This window comes from Pseudomonas sp. CFBP13509, assembly GCF_005233485.1.
GTDB classification, from domain to species: Bacteria; Pseudomonadota; Gammaproteobacteria; order Pseudomonadales; family Pseudomonadaceae; genus Aquipseudomonas; species Aquipseudomonas marginalis.
The window spans coordinates 270,401-288,083 of sequence record NZ_QGAA01000007.1; the positions used below are offsets into that span (position 1 = coordinate 270,401).

The window sequence follows — 17,683 nt, forward strand, 5'->3', positions numbered from 1 at the left end:
TACAGTACATCCCCCCACTGTGGATTGGAGCAAAGCTATTGTTCAAAAAACACGCATGTTACTTGAGCATTTGCCTGCTCGTTGCACCATTGGTCGCCACAGCCGACGTGCTGCCGGTCGAGCCATTGCCGGTCACCACGCCGGCGCCGGTCGAACTGGCCCCGCTGCAACAGGCACTGGCGCAACTGCCGGGTGTCTGCCCCGGCCTTGCCGCGCAGATAGACGCCGCCGCCCAATTGCGCCTGCAAGCGTTCTACCAGCAGCAGGGGAATGGGCCGCTGTGGTCCGCCAACGATCGCCGCGAGGCACTGCACGCCCAATTGCAGCTGCTCGCCGATGACGGGCTGGACCCCACCCACTATAGTCTGCCTGCGGCGGATGCCACGGCCAATGTGCTGTGCAGCGACATCGACATCAGCCAGCACTACCTGCAAGCCCTGCAGGATCTGCATTACGGGCGCCTGCAGCAATCGCGCTTCGAACCGCTGTGGCATTCGCAGCCGCCCACCCGCGACCCCGACACCGAAGTGCTGGCCCTCGCTGCCCTCGGCCTGCAAAACATGGCGCAAGCCTTTGACCAGGCGCGCCCCAGCGCCGACCTGTACCGCAGCCTGCGCAACGCCTATTCCACGGTCCGCCTGCAACCCTTGCCCCATTGGGATCCGGTCGGCAGCGGCCCGTTATTGCGTCCCGGCATGGACGACCCGCGCGTCCCGGAACTGGCCCGTCGGCTCCACAGCGGTGGCTACCTGTCTGCAGAACCCAAGGGCGCCGGCAAACAATACGGTCCGGAACTGGTCACGGCGGTGAAGGCCTTCCAGCTCAGCCACTCCCTGCAATCGGACGGCGTGATCGGTGCCGGCACCGTGGCCGAACTCAATATCAGCCCGGCCATGCGCCGCGAACAACTGCGCATCAACCTCGAGCGTTTCCGCTGGCTGGCCCAGGACCTGGAGCCCGAAGGCGTACTGGTCAACGTCGCCGCCGCGCAACTGAGCGTGTACCAGAGCGGCATCCCGGTGTGGCAGACCCGCCTGCAAGTGGGCCGCGCCGAACGCCAGACGCCGCTGCTCAAGTCACGCATCACCCGGTTGACCCTCAACCCCACCTGGACCATCCCGCCCACCATCATGCGCGAGGACAAACTCCCGGCCATCCGCCTCAACCCCGAGTACCTGCGCCAGCAGAACCTGCAAGTGCTCGACGCCGAAGGCCACCCGCTGGCGCCGGAAAATATCGACTGGGCGCGCCCCGGCAATATCCTCCTGCGCCAGGAAGCGGGCCCGCGCAACCCACTGGGCAAGATCGTGATGCGCTTTCCCAACCCGTACTCGGTGTACCTGCACGACACCCCCAGCCAACCGCTGTTCACCAAGGGCCCGCGGGCGTTCAGCTCCGGTTGCGTGCGGGTCGAACAACCGCTGCTGCTGCGCGACCTGCTGGTCAGCCCGGCCGAACGCGCGCGCACCGATGAACTGCTGGCCACCGGCGTGACCCATGAATTCCGGCTGGCCACCCCGGTGCCGGTGCTGTTGGGCTACTGGACGGTGCAGGTCGACGGCCAGGGTGACCTGGTGTATGCGCCGGATATTTATGGGCGCGACCTGGTGTTGATGAAGGCGATGGGGAGTGTGCTCTAGGGCATTGCCGTGTGGGCAACGATTGACCCGACGGCCTCGGTAGCTGTCACGGAGGCCGTGTCCAGGGTCAACACGGGTTGGTCCCAACGCTCATATTCATGCGCCGATACCGACTGCCAAGTCGGCGGCGTCAACCCAGGAATGTCGCCCCTACGGGTTTCCACCCGGCGCCGGTGTTCCTGTGCGTCTGTACACACCACCTGAATATTGACCAGCGCCACGTCTGCCGTCGCGGCCGTCGCTGTCCAGGCTGCCCGACTCTCCTTGACCGGGTTCACGCAATCGGCGACGACCCTATGGCCCAACTGCAAGTTACTCAGCGCCAGCGCATTCGCCACGCCGTAACCGCTGGCACCGACATCACCCGCCAATACGCCAGCGTCGCGAATCGCCTGTTCGATCACATCGATGCGCAGGTAAACCGCACCGGTCTGGCGCGCCAACTCGCGGGCAATCGTGGTTTTGCCGGTGCCGGGCAGGCCGCTGAAGACGATAAGCATGCTTGACTCTCGATAAGCTTGGGTCGGTTCAGGGTATCCTCCAGTTCCCCCACCGGTCGACCCCAGGACAGCCCATGACCTTGCCGTTCACAAAAATGCACGCCCACGGCGACGATTTCATCATCATCGACCGCCGTGGCCTGGACGACCCTGTTACCCCCGAGGTCGCCCGCCGCCTGGGCAATCGCCACACCGGTATCGGCTTTAATCAATTGGCCGTGGTGCTCGACTGCGAAGACGCCGCCGCGCGCGTCAAGTTCTGGAACCCCAATGGCACGCCGCTGCAAACCTGTGGCAGCGCCACGCGCGGGGTGGCCGACCGCTTGATGCATGAAACCCGCAGCGATTCGGTTGTGCTGCGCACCGACCGGGGCCTGTTGACCTGCGTGCGGGTAGCGGATCGTCAAGTGTCGGTCAACATGGGTGAGCCGTCGCTGGACTGGTCGGCCGTGCCGCTGGCCGAGGCCATGGATACGGGTACGTTACCGCTGGCGGGCAACCCGGCGGCGTGCAGCATGGGCAACCCCCATTGCACGTTTTTTGTGGCCGACATCAACGCCATCGATCCGGCCGCCGTCGGCCCGGCGCTGGAAATTCACCCGCTGTTCCCGGCCAGGACCAATGTGCATTTCGTGCAGGTGCTCGACCGTGGGCATATCCGCCTGCGCATTTGGGAGCGTGGCGGCGGCGTGCCGTTGGGCTCCGGTTCGTGCTGCTGCGGCGCGGTGGTCAATGGCATCCGCCGTGGCTTGCTGGATGCCACGGTGCAGGTGCAGTGCGACGGCGGTACGGTCACGGTGTGTTGGGACGGGCAGGGCGGTGTGGTGTTGACGGGCAGTGTGGAGCCGATCATGCAGGGCAGCGCCTACCTGTTCTGAAACGTCACCGTGAAGGTGGTGCCGGCCGTGGCACAGGAACTCACCGCCACATCGCCGCCATGGACCTTGGCCAACTCCCGCACGATATACAGGCCCAGGCCCACGCTGCGCACGTCGCTGCCCTGGTCGGTGCCACGGGTCATGGGCTCGAACAGCCCGGCCAGCAAGGCTTCGGGAATCGCCGTGCCATGGTTGTGCACCGCCACTGCGCAAGCGCCGGCATCCAGGCGCGAGGTGATGGTGATCGGCCGTTGCGGGTCACCATAGGCCACGCTGTTGGCCACCAGGTTGCCGATGATCTGCTGCACGCGATCGGCATCCAGGCAGGCGTTGCCACGGCCCTGTGCGTGATGCTCCAGCGTTGCCTTGGGGAACGCCACGCGCAGTTCGTCCACCGCGCGATGGATCACCTCGTGCAGGTCCAGCGGCGCCGCCTTGATGGTGATGCCCTGGCCGACCCGTGCCTGGGTAAAGTCCAGCAGGTCGGCGATCATGCGTTGCGCGCGCTCGGAGGACTGGTCGATATGCCCCAGCAGTTGGCGCTCCTTGGGTGTGCGTTCGCCACGGCTGAGAAAGTCCGAGGCCATGCGGATCGCCGTGAGCGGGTTTTTCAGGTCATGGCTGACAATCGCGACCATCTGCTCGGCAAACAGGGCGCGACGCTGGGCGATGGCGTAGGCCTCGTTCAGTTCGGCCTGGGCTTGTTGCAGCGCGACTTCGGTGGCGGTTTTTTCCTGCAACAGCGCTTCGGCCAGGTGGCGCGCGTTGAGCAGCTCGCGCTCGTACTTGTCGCGGTCGGTGGTGCCGAACAGCGCCAGGTCGTACACCACGGCGCCGGCCTGTTCGCGTTTGTTACCGTTGAGCAGCACGGTCAGCTTGTGGCCGTCGCGGTGCAGCAGGTCCAGCTTCACCTCGGTGACGCTGCCGTGCATGCGCAGCATGGGCGCCAGGTGAGTCTGGTGGAAGATCCTCCCGCCCATGCTCAGCAGGTCCTGGAAACGCCGGCCCTGCAGCTCGGCGATGCTGAACCCCAGCCCGTCGCTGAAGCGTGCGTTGGCCTGCAGGATCGTGCCATCTTCCGTGGTGACAGCCAGGGCGCAGGCGGCGCTGTCGAACAGATCAGCCGGCACGTGCAGCCATCCACGGCACCAGGAAGGCGTCCATGGCCACCGCGCAGGCCTGCGGTGCGCTCATGTGCGGGCAATGGCCGACGTTGTCCACCAGGCAATAGGTGCTGTTGGGCAGCACGCTGTGCAGGTATTCACCCACGGCCACCGGAGCGATCAGGTCGTCACTCGATTGCAGGATCAGCACCGGGGTGGGCAGGCCGATCACGTCCTGGCGGTTGTCCGACATAAAGGTCACGCGCGCGAACTGCCTGGCGATCTCCGGCTCGGTGCGGCAGAAACTCTCGGTCAACTCGTCGCTCAGCGCCGGTTGGTCGGGGGCTCCCATGATCACCGGGGCCATGGCGCTGGACCAGCCGAGGTAGTTGCTGTCGAGGGTGTCGAGCAGGTCGTCGATGTCGGCGCGCTTGAAACCGCCCACGTAGCCATCGTCATCGATATAGCGTGGCGACGGGCCGATCATCACATGGGCGGCGACACGCCCGGGGGCCAGGCGGTCGGCGAGGGCGCCGATCATGGCACTGACCGAGTGTCCCACCAGGATGACCGGGCCCTCGGCAAAGGCTTCGATGATCTCGTTCAAGTCGCGGGCATAGCCGTCCAGCGCGCTGTACTTGGCCTTGTCAAAAGCGTTGAGGTCGGACAGGCCTGCGCCCGTCAGGTCATACATCACCACGCGAAAACGCTCTTTGAACTGCGGCGCAAGGTAGTTCCACATGGCCTGGTTGCAGCCAAAACCATGGGAAAACACCAGGGTCGAGGGCCCGTCACCCATCACGTTGACGTTGTTGCGCTGGAGTAGGCCCATGGGGATCTCGAAGTTATGGCGTATTGCTAGGTGTGCTGCAGTTTAGATAGTCGATGGCTTTGGGTCACGCGTTATAGCGCCGATAGGGTAAAGTCGGCGCCTTCAGGAAGAAACTTCAGGTAACAAACATGATGCGGTGGTTGCGGCAATCCGTCTTGAGTCTGCTGGTATTGATGTCCGCCGGCCTGTTTATCACCGCCCAGGGCGAGACGTCGCCCATCGGCGTGGCCCTCGACCAGCGGGTGATCGACCTCACCAACACCCTCGACGCCGCCACCACCACCCGTCTGCAAGACCAGCTCGCCGCCCTTGAGCAGCGCAAAGGCGCGCAGGTGGCGGTGTTGCTGGTGCCCACCACCCGTGGCGCGAGCATCGAGGACTACGCCAACCAACTGTTCCGTGCCTGGAAACTGGGGCGCAAGGATGTCAACGACGGCATCCTGCTGCTGGTGGCCAAGGATGATCGCAAGGTGCGCATCGAAGTCGGTTACGGCCTGGAGGGCACGGTGACCGACCTGCTGGCCCACCGGATTATTGAAGAACACATCACCCCGGCCTTTCGCCAGGGCGACTATGCCGGCGGTGTCGAGCAGGGCGTGAACGACTTGGTTGTCCTGGTGGATGGCGGTGACTTGCCGCAAGTGGCCGGGCACGGCGGCAGTCTTGAGGCGCTTGCGGTATTGCTGGCGTTTGTGTGTGGTGCCATCGCTGGCGTGCTGGTCGCGGCGCGCAAGCTGGGCTGGCGCGGGGCGCTGATCGCCACCGCAGCCGTTACCGTGGCGCTGGTGGTATTCGCCGGTGGCCGGGAATGGCCGATGTACCTGCTGGTACTGCCGCTGACCCTCCTGATCGGCGGCGCCACCTTCGGCGCCTTGTGGCTGGCGCGCACGGCGTTCTACTGCGTGATAGGGCTGTTGGCCTACATCGCCGGGGTGGTGATCGCCAACCGGTTCGTGGAGGTCAGCTATATCCATTGGCTGGTGTGGCCGTTTGGCGCGGCATTGGTGCTGGGCTTGTACCTCGGGTTGTTCTTCGTCATCAGGGCATCCTGGAAAAAGCGCCCGCGCTTTTTCCTCCTGCGTGCGCTGGCGGTCATGGCCATCTACGTCGCTGCGGCGACACTGCTGGGGCACGGGTATCAGGGCTGGATCGTGGCGATTCCAGTGGCCTCCTTTGTGGCGTTTATCGTGTTTGTGCAGAGCATCGCCAGTTCCGGCTCGGGGTCCGGTTCGGGCGGTGGTTCCGGTTCGGGCTCCAGTGGCTCCAGCTCCAGCAGCAGTTCCTCGGGGGGCGGTGGTTCCAGTGGCGGTGGCGGGGCGTCGGGGAGTTGGTAATCGGCGGTTGTTCGGCGTGACGCCAGGCTGCAAGCGGCTGTCGGGCAAAGCCTTGGACGTTACAGCCGCTTGGACAGAAACACGCGACTGCTGCCTGCCGGTTCACATGGGACTTCCCCGAACCGCACCCACCCATGCTTTTCATAAAAGCCCGGTGCCTGAAAACTGAGGGTATAGAGCACCGCGTTCGCGCAGCCGCGACGCCGGGCTTCGTGCTCAAAGGCGTGCAGCAATCGGCTGCCGAGGCCTGTGCCGCGCAGGGTCTCGGGCAGGTGGAACAGGTCGAGAAAAGCCATGCCCAGGGTGGTTTTGCCGGTGATGCCGCCGACGATCTGCCGGGTATCGGGATCTTTGAGCAATACCGTCAGAGGCAGGCGATCGTTGTAGCCGGCGATACCTTCGTTGAACGCAGCCAGGCCGTTGCCGAGCATACGCTCGGCGTCGGGATTGGCCTGGTCGCTGACTTCAATAAGCGCTGCGGTCATTGCGAAACCCTCCGTTGGTTAAAGCGTCATCAGCATCTCATGCCAGGCCATGCCGCCATGATCCGAGGGTGACGGCTGCATGTAGGTGTAGCCCATGCGGGTGTACAACGGCACATGCTGTTCCTTGCACATCAGGTGAATCGTGCGCTTGCCCATGGCGCGCATGCGCTGCACGAACTCGCTCATCAGCACCTTGGAATACCCCTTGCCCTGATGCGCCGGGTCGACCACCACCGACATGATCACCACATTCGGCGCCTCGGCCGAATGCCCCACCAGTTCCTTGAACGCCTCGTCCGACATCACCACTTCGTGGGCACAGCCGCTGTTGATAAAACCTGCCACTTCGCCATCGGCTTCCAGGATCAAAAAACCTTGCGGGTATAGGGCAATGCGCGTGGCGATCTTTTCCAGGGTCGCGGCTTCGTCGCCCTCGTAGGCGGTGATTTCAATTTCAAAGCAACGGGCGGCGTCGGCGGGGAGGGCGTTGCGCAAGGTGAGGGCGGGCATGGGCGTTTCCTGGGGCGTTGAGCGAAAGGCCACATCATAACGGCCTCGCTGGGACTCTGCGCAGAACACAGATCGAAATTGTGGGAGGGGGCAAGCCCCCTCCCACAGTTTTGTCCGCGCCAGGCTTGGTGGTGGGTGCTGTTTTCGATGCATGTTGGTCAGGGCCATGACGTTCAAGAGGCAGTGTGGAACCCGCCAAAGCGGGTTTCCTCACTGCTCAAGTCACATCAACTCACCGTAAACACATCCGCCACGTCCTGGACCAGGATCCGGGCGGTATTGGCGACGGTGCAACCGATTGGCAGAACGACTGCTCGGCCTGAGTGCTTGATAGGATTAAACTGCCAAAGCGGGAGCAAGCTCCCTCACCTCCGTTATTCATTCACCCGGGCGGGCACCGGAAATCCATGAAGGAAGGACCCATGCTGGAAATAAAACGCGCCACCCCCACCGACGCCAACACCGCTTTTGACATCCGCCGCGCAGCCATTCGCAGCCAATGCATCGGTGCCTACACCGCTGAACAAATGGCGCTCTGGACCCGTGGCAAGGCCGAGGACGGCTACAGCGCGCTGATGGAAAAACCGTTCTACCTGGGCTGGTTGAACGGTGAGCCGATCGCCACTGGCATGCTCGACCCGGCCAACAACGAAGTCGGCGCGCTGTTCGTGTTGCCCGCATTTACCGGATGCGGGTATGGCAAGGCGATGCTGGATCACCTTGAGCAGGTCGCGCGGGAACTGGCGATTGAAGAGGTGGTGCTGGACGCGACGTTGAATGCCGCGAGTTTTTATCGCGCGTGCGGCTATGTGGGCGATGAACAGGCGATTTATCACTCGCCGTCGGGGTTGCGGTTGGCGTGTATTCCGATGAAAAAACCGCTGCCGCGCTGACGCACCGACTGTAGGAGCCGGCTTGCCGGCGAAAAGCCCGAGGGCAATGCGCTTATTCAGAATGGCCGCGTCATCGTTGACGATTTTCGCTGGCAAGCCAGCTCCTACGGGTGGGCTTGTTCAGTGGAAAAAGTGGGTTCGCAAGGTTGCGATCACTTGTGTAACGGACGGCCCGTGGATCGGTGGAGGCATCAGGCTCTCACCAAACTCCCGCCACACAAACAGCGTCAGTTCCGCACCATCGGTGAGCGTTTTTGCCAGGCCCTGCGAACCCAAACCCTGCAACCGCCGATAGCGCTCATCCCGCCAGAATGCTTCCTCCACCCAGTCATACACCGGGATGAAATGAAAGTGCAGCGGGAACCCCGGCATATGCCCATAGCGGCTGATATACAACCACTTGGGCTTGAGTTGCGCGTCCATGACTCGCTGGGTTTTTGCCAGCAGTCCACCCAGTTCGGCCAGCGCTGCATCCGGCATATCGGCCAGGGAATCAACAGGCGCCTTGGCACCCAGCAACAGGTAACCCGGCAGCTTCGAAGCCAGGTGATGGTTGAGCAGCCAGTGCTCGGTCTCAAGCAGGATGTAGGTGGGGTCGATCTGCATCAGTGCGCGTCCTTGGGAGCAAGGTCGGCAGGATAACAAGCACGCACGCCTGTATCCCATAAAACCACGGGATCTGTGTCTACCCCATGCAGCCTCAGCCCGATAGCTTCCCGTCACGACCACCCACGACCGAGCAAACCATGGAACTCACCGCTGTCCCGTTTGGCATCACCGACTGGTCCACTGTCGAACCCGAGCTTCACCCCGGCGTCAGCGGCAGTGCCTCATGGCGCACCTGCCACTTCGGCACCACCCGCGTGCGCAGGGTCGAATACAGCCCCGGCTACCTGGCCGATCACTGGTGCACGCGCGGGCATGTGCTGCTGTGCCTGGAAGGCGAGTTGCACACTGAGCTGGAAGATGGCCGCCGGTTCACGCTGACGGCGGGGATGAGTTACCAGGTGGGCAATGATATGGAGGCACATCGTTCCTCGACGAGTGTCGGGGCGAAGCTATTTATCGTGGATTGAAGGGTGACCTTTGTGGCGAGCGGGCTTGTCGAATCGTCGCACCGCCCGCGTTGGGGTGCGAAGCGCCCCTGATGAAGACAGATGTGGTGTATCAGACACTCCTCTGCGCCTGGTTTTGGGGCTGCTGCGCAGCCCAACGCGGGACAAGCCCGCTCACCACAAGAATGCGCTCGCCTGAAATTATTTATGCAGGACTCAAGACTTCAGTGTGAAATTTTAACCCTTTAAAATCAGTTAGTTATTTCAAGTTTGATAAGGGCTTTCTCCCGTTGGACTGCGCAGCAGTCCCGTTTTTTCAAACAAAGAGCGGGGGCCACTTCGCGGCCCAACGGGAGCAAGCTCCCTCGCCACAGGTACGGTGTTCGCCCTTAACTGCCTGCCGTTAGGGCTTGCCACAGGAACAGGCACCCCCTTAAATCCGCTGTATCAATGCATCTTGCTATGGTCCATGCCATCCAGCCCACGCGCCGTGGCCTGGACCTCAACGGTCTGCTTTTCGCCCTTGGCGTCCTGCACCGTCAGGGTCAGCGGCACCTGGTCACCTTCCTTGATCTGGCCGGTCAGGCCCATCAGCATCACGTGGTAGCCGTCCGGGTCGAGCTTGACTGCCTTGCCCGTCGGCAGGGCCACCGAGTCCACGGGGGCCATGCGCATCACGTCGTCCTTCATGCTCATCTCATGGATCTGCACATCCTTGGCCACCGGCGAGGCCACGCTGAGCAGCTTGCTGTCGCTGTCGGCGGTCACGGTCATGAATGCCCCGCTGGACGGTTGGCCCGGCACCGAGGCGCGCACCCAGGCGTCGGTGACTTGCACCTGGGCACTGGCGTGGGCGGCGAGGCCCAGCAGGGTGAGGCCAAGGGTGAAGCGCTTGAGGTGTTGAACGGCAGTCATTAGCAGACCTCCATGACGGTGAGCAGGTCTTCTGCGCACTCTTTAGCGGTAAGGGATGCCTGCAACCCCAGGCGCAGGTTGCCACGGGTGTCGAAGACAAAACTGGTGGCCGTGTGGGACAGGGTGTAGGTGTCGCCGGCGGGGATCTTTTCATAGAAGATCCCGAACTCCTTGGCGGCCACGGCGATTTCTTCCGGGGTGCCGTACAGCGCTTCGAAGCTGGGGTCGAAGGCCTTGACGTACTTGTCGAGAATCTCCGGCGTGTCGCGTTCCGGGTCCAGGGTGATAAAGATCACCTGCATGATCTCGCCGTCGCGGCCCATCAGTTTCTTGGCCTGGGCGGCGCGGGCCAGCGTGGTCGGGCACACGGCCGGGCACTGGGTGAAACCGAAGAACACCACCGGCATCAGGCCACGGTAGGAACTGAGGGTGACGATGTCGCCCTCGGTGTTCTTGAGCTTGAAGGTGCGGCCCATGATCTTGTCGCTCAAGTCCTTGCCGTACTTGAAGTTCAACTTGGGGCTGTTGTCACAACCGGCCAGCAGGCCCAGGCCCAACAGGCCCATGCCGGTCAGGACCTTGCGGCGGGTGAATAACGTACTCATCAACGGTGCATCCTGTGAAACGCCCGCATTGCGCGAAATCAACTCGGCGGGCTTTGAATAGGAGTAAACGAGGAGGGCGCCAAGTCTACCAACCCTGGCCAGCCCGCGTAATCTGCGACGTTCTGCCACAGGGGCACGCTGGATTTCATCCTTTTGCACCGCTGGTGGTAGAGTCGCCGCCATGAAATCGAGCCGCCCCGACCGTTCCCTGATCGTCTGGACCCTGTACTTCTGCGTGCTGATGAACCTGTTCGTGTGCGGTTTGGGCCATGGCCAGATGACCGGCCAGCAGCTCAACGGGATCGGTGGCGCGTTCTGTGGAGTGGACGGCCAACAGGCGCCACTTTCCGACAAAGGGCTGGGCGCCCCGTCTTCCAGTAACATCTCGAACTACTTTGCCTGCCCGGTGTGCAACGCCGTGACCGTCGCGCTGGTGTTCCTGATCGGCCTGGCCTGGTTGCTGGGCCTGGGGCAGACCCCACGCCCGGCCCATGAGCGGCGCAACAAGGCGCCGCCGCGTTATTCCTGGCCTTCGGCCAACCCCCGTGCATCCCCCGCATTCTGACGTGTGCCCTGGGCCTCCTGTGAACAGGGGGCGTTCTATCGTCACGACTGTGAGTGCGCTTTATGAACCATCACTTGCCTGCAGGCGCCAGCCGCCTGGTCAGCCAGGCGTCCCGCCGCACGCGCGCGGAGCCGGCACGCCCGGACTACCCGAGCAATGCCCGCTGCTTTGTGCACCTGGATGCACGCCTGTTGCCGTATTGGCACACCGTGTTCGACATCTGCCCGACGCTGCTCAAGCTCGACCCGCCCGAAGGCCTGAACCTGTTTCGCAGCTTTATGACCTGGGCCTATCGCAACCGCCCGGCCCAGGACTGGACGTATCACTTGAGCGTCTGTCGTTGGCTGTTGGGCTCGGCGTATCGCGCGCAGATTGGCGACGAGCCCATCGAGGCCTTCATGGCCGCCGCCGCAGCGCGCTGGATCAGTACCGATCAGAGCCCTGCGCTGGGCATCGTCCTGGCGTGGCGCGGGTCGAAGGTGTTCGATTGGAAGGACGCTCGGTTCGCGGCTGCCGAACAACAGGTGCTGCCCGCTCCAGCGTGGGAGTTTGCCTGGAGCCCGCTGACGCACCTGGGCGAATTCAACCGCTGGTTGCCGCTGCCGTGAACCGCGCTTGATCGGCATCAAGGCCACGGCCTGCGCAAGTCCGCACACTGAGGGTCCTCACTGGCCGGTCCCTCTGCGAGGCCTCCATGCTCTACCTCCTGTTGCTATTGGCCCACCTGTTCGCCGCGCTGATCTTTATCGGCACGGTGTTTTTCGAGGTGCTGATCCTGGGGCACCTGCACCAGCACTTGCCGATTCGGGTGATGGTGCTGGTGGAGCAGGGCGTCGGCCGGCGCGCCCGGGTAGTGATGCCGTGGGTGTTGCTGGTGCTGTTCGGCGCCGGGCTCGGCATGGTCTGGCTGCGTTATCTGCCGGCGTTGGCGGCACCGTTGGCGTCCTCGTTCGGCACGTTGCTGAGCCTCAAGTTGATCCTGGCCGCCAGCGTATTGCTGCACTTTCTGGTGACCATGGCGCGGATGCGCTGGGGCAAGGTCAGCGCGCGCTATAGCCGCTTTATTCACCTGAGCCTGTTCGCGCACATGGTCGCCATTGTGTTGCTGGCCAAGGGCATGTTTTACCTCAGTTGGTAACGACCTTGATGCATATCAAGGTGCGCGCAGCGGTCGCACCGGACAATGGACCACCGCCGCCCGTTCCGGAGTCCGCCATGCGCACCCATCTTCATCCCACCCGCTTTCGTCAGGACCAGGGCGTGCTGGACCTGGCCTGCGATGCGGACACGCGCCGCTTCCATGGCGGTGTGGGTTCCCTCGACCTGTTGCGTGCCCTGCGCGACAGTCGCCAGCGCCAGCGGCCCCTGGCGTTGAACCTGCAGTGGCCGGCGGTTGACGGCGGCGCCGACTACCTGCGCAGCCTCACCGAGGAAATCCAGTTGATCGGCTGCCAGCTCGGTCCGCGCCAGCCGGTCGAGCACTTTCACCTGCGCGGCACCACGCCGACGATCGAGCAGGTGTGCACGTTGCTGGAACACCTGCACAGCCGCTTCAACTTTCTCGACCACGACCGTGGCGACTACCGAATCGACCTCGACCCCTGGCACATCGACTGGGCCACCATGGGCCTGTTGCGCGACCAGGGTTTCAACCACGCCAGCATCGGCGTGCCCGACGTCAGTCGCGAGGGACCGCTGTGCCAGGCGCGCTACCAGGACCCGGCGCCTATCGAATCGCTGGTGGATGCGGCGCGCACCTTTGGCTTTCGCTCGGTGAACATCGACCTCGGCTACGGCCATGCCTGGCAGACGCCGGCCAGTTTCGAGTTGAAACTGGCCAGCCTGATTGCCCTGGAGCCGGATCGCCTGCAACTGTTCGATTACGCCCAGCCACCGGTGCGCTACCAGGGCCGTCAATCCCAGGCGTTTTGCAGCGCGGCGGATAAGATCGTCATGCGCCGCAGCGGCTTTGAACACCTCACCGCCGCCGGGTATCACTACATCGGCCTGGGCCAGTTCGCCCGCGCCGACGATGACCTCAAACAGGCCCAGGAGCGCGGTCGCCTCAGCCGTAACTGCGAAGGCTTTACCCTGCACGGTTACTGCGACCACATCGGCTTCGGCCTGGGCGCCATCAGCCAGATCGATACATTGTGCGCGCAGAACACGGCGGTTCTGCCGCACTACCGTGAGCAGCTGGCCAGTGGTCAACCGGCCACGTGCCGAGGCTGGTTTCGCGAGGCGGCCGACCCGGTGCGCCTGCATGTCGCCGAACGCCTGGCCTGTGACCTGGAACTGAATATCCAGGCCGTGGAGCGCCGTTACGGCCTGGTGTTCAGACGTTATTTCGCCAACCTCTGGCCGCTGCTGGAGGCGTTGCACCGCGACGGTCTGCTCGAGTTGTCGCCTACGTTTATCTGGCTGCTGCCTGCGGGCCTGCCCCAGGTGGATGCCATCTGCGCATTGTTCGAACGGGCGGTGCTCGCCACCCCCGTCAGCGCCAACGACGAGGTGATCGACCATGACGGCGTTTGAGTTCGACCGTGCCCTGGTGCACAAATACGACCGCCCGGGGCCGCGCTACACCTCGTACCCGACCGCGCCGCAGTTCAACAGCGCGTTTGCCCTGGACGACTATCACCAGGCCGTGCGCGCCAGTCACCAACTCGCCGCGTCCAAGGCGTTGTCGGTGTACATCCATATTCCGTTCTGCCAGAGCCTTTGCTACTACTGCGGCTGCCACAAGATCATCACCCGCAAGACCCATCGCGCCGTCGAGTATGTGGCGTACCTCAAGCGCGAGATCCAGATGCAGGGCGCGCTGTTCGAGCGCTCGCGACGCCTGACCCAATTGCACCTGGGCGGCGGCACCCCGACGTATCTGGACGATGCGCAACTGGCCGAACTGATGGCCTGCCTGGCGGACAACTTCAGCCTGGATGACAGCGACGCCCATGAGTTCTCCATTGAGGTCGACCCGCGCACCATCAGCCTCGAGCGCATCAACACCCTGCGCCGCCTGGGCTTCAATCGCCTGAGCTTCGGCGTGCAGGACTTCGACCCCGACGTCCAGGCCGCCGTCAATCGCGTGCAAAGCGAAGCGCAGATCCTGCAACTGGTGGCGGCGGCCCGCGAGGCGCGCTTCAAGTCGGTGAGTGTCGACCTGATCTACGGCCTGCCCCTGCAAACCGTGGCCAGCTTCGACGTGACCCTGAGCAAGCTGATCGCCCTGCGCCCCGACCGCGTGGCCGCCTACAGCTACGCGCACCTGCCAAGCCAGATCCGCGCCCAGCGCATGATCCGCCCCGAAGACATGCCACCCCCGGCACGCAAGCTGGAGCTGCTGGAACTGACCATTCGCCGCCTCACCGAGGCCGGGTATGTCTACATCGGCATGGACCATTTCGCCCTGCCCGACGATGAGTTGGCACTGGCCCGCGTCAACGGCAGCCTGCAACGTAACTTCCAGGGTTACTCCACCCATGCCGATTGCGACTTGATCGGCCTGGGCGTATCGGCCATCGGCAAGGTCGGCGACAGCTACAGCCAGAGCGTCAAGGAACTGTCCCAGTACTACGCGCGCATCGATGCGGGCATGCTGCCGGTGCAACGCGGTTACCGGCTCAACCCCGACGACGTACTGCGCCGCGAGGTGATCAATGGGTTGATGTGCGACGGCCGCGTCGATGTCGCCCAGGTGGAAGCGGCCCATGGCATTCGCTTCAATGAGTATTTTGCCCAAGCGTTGACGCAGTTGGACGAGCAAGTGGCGGACGGCTTATTGCTGGTTCGGGACGACGCGCTGCAACTGCTGCCCAAGGGCCAACTGATGGTGCGCAGCGTGGCCATGGCCTTCGACGCCTACCTGGGCGGTGCCCACAAAGGCCAATTCTCCCGCACCGTCTGACCCACCACGCAGCCCGATAGCAGTGTGTCAGCCAACACCTCTACCAACCCTGCCACCGCCATCGAAGCCTCGCTGAAGCTCGACATCTCCCACAGGGGATCAGCGGTGCCCATGCGCTCTATGACCTGGCTGCTTCCTTCCTGTCACCCGTGTTCAATGCGATGTCCCTTCCGCAAACTCCACCTTATTGCCCACGTTGTACTTGCCCGACGGCTTATTCATGGGAATGCGCTTCACCTCCTCGAGCGTCTGGCTGTCATACACAATCAGCGCCCCCTCCGTGGCCCAGATGCTCAGCAACACATACCGCCCATCCCGGGTGAATTCCACATGGGCTGCCGTCTTGCCCGGCACTGGCCTCAGGGTGTGGGCGATCTCGAGGGTCTGCTTGTCGATCAGGTGAATCGCATCATTGTCCGGCCCGAAAAACACGTCGCTCCACACATAGCGCGAGTTCACATGGCTGCGCATGAAAAAGCCCGGCCCGAGGGTGGGAATCTGTTTGATCAGGCTCCAGGTCTTGAGGTCGATCACCGAGATTTGCCCCTTGCTGATATTCGGCGTGGCAAACACCCATTGCCCGTTGCGGCGCCAGTACGTCCCCGAACCCAGGTGCGGCATGCCGGACAGCGGGACGTCGGTGACCACGCGGCCGCTGTCCAGGTCGATCACCTGGCCGCCGCCGGCCTTGCGTGAGGTGGCGATCAGTTGCCGGTAGTCGGGCGAGAACGAGAAGTCGTCGAGCACGTCCTGGGCCTGGATGCGCCGGGGCTCGAAGCTGGGGCGGGCATCGGCATAGGACAATTCCCAGACTTCGTTCACGTCCTTGAGCGCGACGATAAAGCTGTTGCGCGGTGGTGCGGTGTACACCGCACTGACCCGTGAGCCCGTTTCCAGGGTCTTGACCAGCGACAGGTCGCGGGCATCCAGCAGCACCAGGTTGCCCGGCAGGTAGTTGCCCGCCAGCACCCAGCGCCCATCCTTGCTCACCGCCAGGTTGCGGGTGTTGAGGCCCACGCGGATCTCGGCGATCAGCTTGAGGTTGTGCAGGTCGTACTGGCTGATCCAGCCGTCCCGCGAGGCGAAGTACACAAAGCGTCCGTCCGGGGAGAATTTCGGCCCGCCGTGCACCGCGAAATGGGTGGGGAAACGGTCCAGCACGGCAAAGGTGTCGCCGTCGAGAATATCCATGTGATGGTCGCCGGATTCCACCACCACAAACAGGTTGAGCGGGTCGGCGTGATGCTGCGGCGTGCTCGGCAATTGGCGCAGGTCCGCCAGCACGCTGTGGCTGGTGCGGATGTCATGCTCGTTCCAGGTCGCAGGTGAGTCAGGCGGCTGTTGCAGAAACTGCGCCAGCCCATCCATCTGCGCGGCGCTCAGTTGCGGCGCGAACGCGGCCATCTGGCTGGCGGGCCGGCCGTGTTCGATGACCTTGCGCACTTCATCCGGCTTGATCCGCCCCAGGCTCTCCGGCAGCAGCGCCGGGCCGGTGGCGCCGATGCGATTAAGCCCGTGGCAGCTTTCGCAATACTGGCGGTAGTCCTGCGCGGGCGTAGCGTGCGCGGCCGTGGCCCACAGCAGCGGCACCAGCAGCAGGCGCTTCATACCGCCACCGCTTCACGGGCCGGTGCCAGGCTGGCGGGGAAGTGCAGGGCGGCGTCGGCAAACAGGTTGACGACGTGGCCGATCACCGTCAGCGTCGGTACGCCGGGTTCGCAGTCGGCGGCCAGGGTGGGCAACTGGCGCAGGGTGCCACGGGCCACCTGTTGATCGGCGCGCGCACCGTTGCTGATCAGGGCGGCCGGCGTATCTGCGGGCAAACCGGCCGCCACCAAATGCTCGGCGATCAGTGCCAGGTTCGACAGGCCCATGTAGAACACCAGGGTCTGGCTCGGCTCGGCCAGGCTGGCCCATGGCAGTTTCAACGCGCCGTCGCGTTGCAGGTGGCCGGTGACGAAGCGGCACGAATTGACCAGCTCGCGGTGGGTCAGCGGGATACCGGCATAGGCGCTGCAGCCGGAGGCGGCGGTGATGCCCGGCACCACCTGGCACGGGATACCGCGCGCGAGCAGGTACTCCAGCTCCTCGGCGCCGCGCCCGAAGATAAACGGGTCGCCGCCCTTGAGGCGCACCACCCGCTGGCCCTGGTCGGCCAACTCAGCCAGCAGTTCATTGAGTTGATCCTGGGGCAGGCTGTGGCAACCGCTGGCCTTGCCCACGTAATGACGGGCGCAGGTCAACGGGATCAGCGCGAGCAGTTCGGCACTGATCAGCCGGTCGAACACCACGGCGTCGGCCTGCATCAACAGGCTCCAGGCGCGCAGGGTCAGCAGGCGCGGGTCACCGGGGCCGGCGCCCACCAACGCGACTTCGCCGGGGTGCAAGGGGCTGTGCAGACTGGCCGGCAGGCCAGTGGAGGAGTGGGCAGTTGAAGTGTGCATGCGACGTCCTTGGTTCA

Annotated in this window: 20 protein-coding genes; 10 read left to right on the top strand and 10 right to left on the bottom strand. The window is 64.0% G+C overall.

The genetic code is table 11. The features are described 5' to 3' along the window. The first annotated feature begins 38 nt into the window (after nt 1-38). Complete coding sequence (locus PspCFBP13509_RS14385) at nt 39-1,640, top strand: L,D-transpeptidase family protein (protein WP_137212214.1); 1,602 nt, start codon at nt 39-41, stop codon at nt 1,638-1,640. Here PspCFBP13509_RS14385 and PspCFBP13509_RS14390 read toward each other — a convergent pair. Beyond that, complete coding sequence (locus PspCFBP13509_RS14390) at nt 1,637-2,140, bottom strand: AAA family ATPase (RefSeq protein ID WP_137212215.1); 504 nt, start codon at nt 2,138-2,140, stop codon at nt 1,637-1,639. The two genes, PspCFBP13509_RS14385 and PspCFBP13509_RS14390, sit on opposite strands and share 4 nt — an antisense overlap. A 74-nt stretch (nt 2,141-2,214) precedes the next feature. Between PspCFBP13509_RS14390 and dapF the strand changes: the two genes are divergently transcribed. Next, nucleotides 2,215-3,018, top strand: a complete 804-nt coding sequence (gene dapF, locus PspCFBP13509_RS14395; RefSeq protein ID WP_065924610.1) for a diaminopimelate epimerase — start codon at nt 2,215-2,217, stop codon at nt 3,016-3,018. Here dapF and PspCFBP13509_RS14400 read toward each other — a convergent pair. Both PspCFBP13509_RS14400 and PspCFBP13509_RS14405 read right to left on the bottom strand, forming a co-directional pair. Further along, nucleotides 3,006-4,148, bottom strand: coding sequence for a PAS domain-containing sensor histidine kinase (locus tag PspCFBP13509_RS14400; protein WP_137212216.1), 1,143 nt, complete (start codon nt 4,146-4,148; stop codon nt 3,006-3,008). The genes dapF and PspCFBP13509_RS14400 overlap by 13 nt on opposite strands. Continuing rightward, entirely contained in the window at nt 4,138-4,953 is an 816-nt protein-coding gene (locus tag PspCFBP13509_RS14405) for an alpha/beta fold hydrolase (protein WP_137212217.1), read from the bottom strand. Before PspCFBP13509_RS14405 ends, PspCFBP13509_RS14400 begins: the two co-directional genes overlap by 11 nt. 128 nt (nt 4,954-5,081) lie before the next feature. Between PspCFBP13509_RS14405 and PspCFBP13509_RS14410 the strand changes: the two genes are divergently transcribed. Then, on the top strand, nt 5,082-6,287 hold the full coding sequence (locus tag PspCFBP13509_RS14410) for a TPM domain-containing protein (RefSeq protein ID WP_137212218.1): 1,206 nt from the start codon (nt 5,082-5,084) through the stop codon (nt 6,285-6,287). A gap of 59 nt (nt 6,288-6,346) precedes the next feature. Here the strand turns inward: PspCFBP13509_RS14410 and PspCFBP13509_RS14415 are convergent, their stop codons facing one another. After that, the gene (locus PspCFBP13509_RS14415) at nt 6,347-6,772 is read right to left on the bottom strand and encodes a GNAT family N-acetyltransferase (RefSeq protein ID WP_065924614.1); all 426 of its coding nucleotides are present in this window, start codon (nt 6,770-6,772) and stop codon (nt 6,347-6,349) included. An 18-nt stretch (nt 6,773-6,790) separates the two neighbouring features. Then, complete coding sequence (locus PspCFBP13509_RS14420; protein WP_065948112.1) at nt 6,791-7,282, bottom strand: GNAT family N-acetyltransferase; 492 nt, start codon at nt 7,280-7,282, stop codon at nt 6,791-6,793. Between the two features lie 422 nt (nt 7,283-7,704). Here PspCFBP13509_RS14420 and PspCFBP13509_RS14425 point away from each other — a divergent pair, with 422 nt between their 5' ends. Further along, complete coding sequence (locus PspCFBP13509_RS14425) at nt 7,705-8,175, top strand: GNAT family N-acetyltransferase (protein ID WP_137212219.1); 471 nt, start codon at nt 7,705-7,707, stop codon at nt 8,173-8,175. Nucleotides 8,176-8,295: 120 nt separating this feature from the next. On the opposite strand, the gene PspCFBP13509_RS14430 is transcribed toward PspCFBP13509_RS14425, so the two are convergent. Then, nucleotides 8,296-8,781: an HIT family protein gene (locus PspCFBP13509_RS14430; RefSeq protein ID WP_065924617.1), complete on the bottom strand. Its 486-nt coding sequence runs from the start codon at nt 8,779-8,781 to the stop codon at nt 8,296-8,298. A 140-nt stretch (nt 8,782-8,921) separates the two neighbouring features. Between PspCFBP13509_RS14430 and PspCFBP13509_RS14435 the strand changes: the two genes are divergently transcribed. Beyond that, nucleotides 8,922-9,251 (top strand): DHCW motif cupin fold protein, encoded by a 330-nt coding sequence (locus PspCFBP13509_RS14435; RefSeq protein WP_065924618.1) that lies wholly within the window; start codon nt 8,922-8,924, stop codon nt 9,249-9,251. A 426-nt stretch (nt 9,252-9,677) separates the two neighbouring features. Here PspCFBP13509_RS14435 and PspCFBP13509_RS14440 read toward each other — a convergent pair whose 3' ends face one another. Both PspCFBP13509_RS14440 and PspCFBP13509_RS14445 read right to left on the bottom strand, forming a co-directional pair. After that, nucleotides 9,678-10,145 (bottom strand): copper chaperone PCu(A)C, encoded by a 468-nt coding sequence (locus tag PspCFBP13509_RS14440; RefSeq protein ID WP_074847076.1) that lies wholly within the window; start codon nt 10,143-10,145, stop codon nt 9,678-9,680. Continuing rightward, the gene (locus PspCFBP13509_RS14445) at nt 10,145-10,750 is read right to left on the bottom strand and encodes an SCO family protein (protein WP_065948117.1); all 606 of its coding nucleotides are present in this window, start codon (nt 10,748-10,750) and stop codon (nt 10,145-10,147) included. The genes PspCFBP13509_RS14440 and PspCFBP13509_RS14445 overlap by 1 nt, the downstream gene beginning before the upstream one ends. Nucleotides 10,751-10,931: 181 nt before the next feature. Here PspCFBP13509_RS14445 and PspCFBP13509_RS14450 point away from each other — a divergent pair, with 181 nt between their 5' ends. The 5 genes from PspCFBP13509_RS14450 (at nt 10,932) to hemN (ending at nt 15,222) form a co-directional block, all read left to right on the top strand. Continuing rightward, a complete protein-coding gene (locus PspCFBP13509_RS14450; protein ID WP_074847075.1) occupies nt 10,932-11,315 on the top strand; it encodes a DUF2946 domain-containing protein in 384 nt (127 codons plus the stop codon). Nucleotides 11,316-11,377: 62 nt separating this feature from the next. After that, nucleotides 11,378-11,923: a putative natural product biosynthesis protein gene (locus tag PspCFBP13509_RS14455; protein ID WP_074847074.1), complete on the top strand. Its 546-nt coding sequence runs from the start codon at nt 11,378-11,380 to the stop codon at nt 11,921-11,923. Between the two features lie 86 nt (nt 11,924-12,009). Next, nucleotides 12,010-12,453, top strand: a complete 444-nt coding sequence (locus PspCFBP13509_RS14460; RefSeq protein WP_065948120.1) for a CopD family copper resistance protein — start codon at nt 12,010-12,012, stop codon at nt 12,451-12,453. Between the two features lie 77 nt (nt 12,454-12,530). Beyond that, nucleotides 12,531-13,850, top strand: a complete 1,320-nt coding sequence (locus PspCFBP13509_RS14465; protein ID WP_137212220.1) for a coproporphyrinogen III oxidase — start codon at nt 12,531-12,533, stop codon at nt 13,848-13,850. Beyond that, complete coding sequence (gene hemN / locus PspCFBP13509_RS14470; RefSeq protein WP_065924624.1) at nt 13,837-15,222, top strand: oxygen-independent coproporphyrinogen III oxidase; 1,386 nt, start codon at nt 13,837-13,839, stop codon at nt 15,220-15,222. The genes PspCFBP13509_RS14465 and hemN overlap by 14 nt, the downstream gene beginning before the upstream one ends. A gap of 153 nt (nt 15,223-15,375) precedes the next feature. Here the strand turns inward: hemN and PspCFBP13509_RS14475 are convergent, their stop codons facing one another. Further along, entirely contained in the window at nt 15,376-16,830 is a 1,455-nt protein-coding gene (locus tag PspCFBP13509_RS14475) for a nitrite reductase (protein ID WP_137212221.1), read from the bottom strand. After that, entirely contained in the window at nt 16,827-17,666 is an 840-nt protein-coding gene (gene cobA / locus PspCFBP13509_RS14480; RefSeq protein ID WP_065924626.1) for a uroporphyrinogen-III C-methyltransferase, read from the bottom strand. The genes PspCFBP13509_RS14475 and cobA overlap by 4 nt, the downstream gene beginning before the upstream one ends. Nucleotides 17,667-17,683 lie beyond the last annotated feature (17 nt).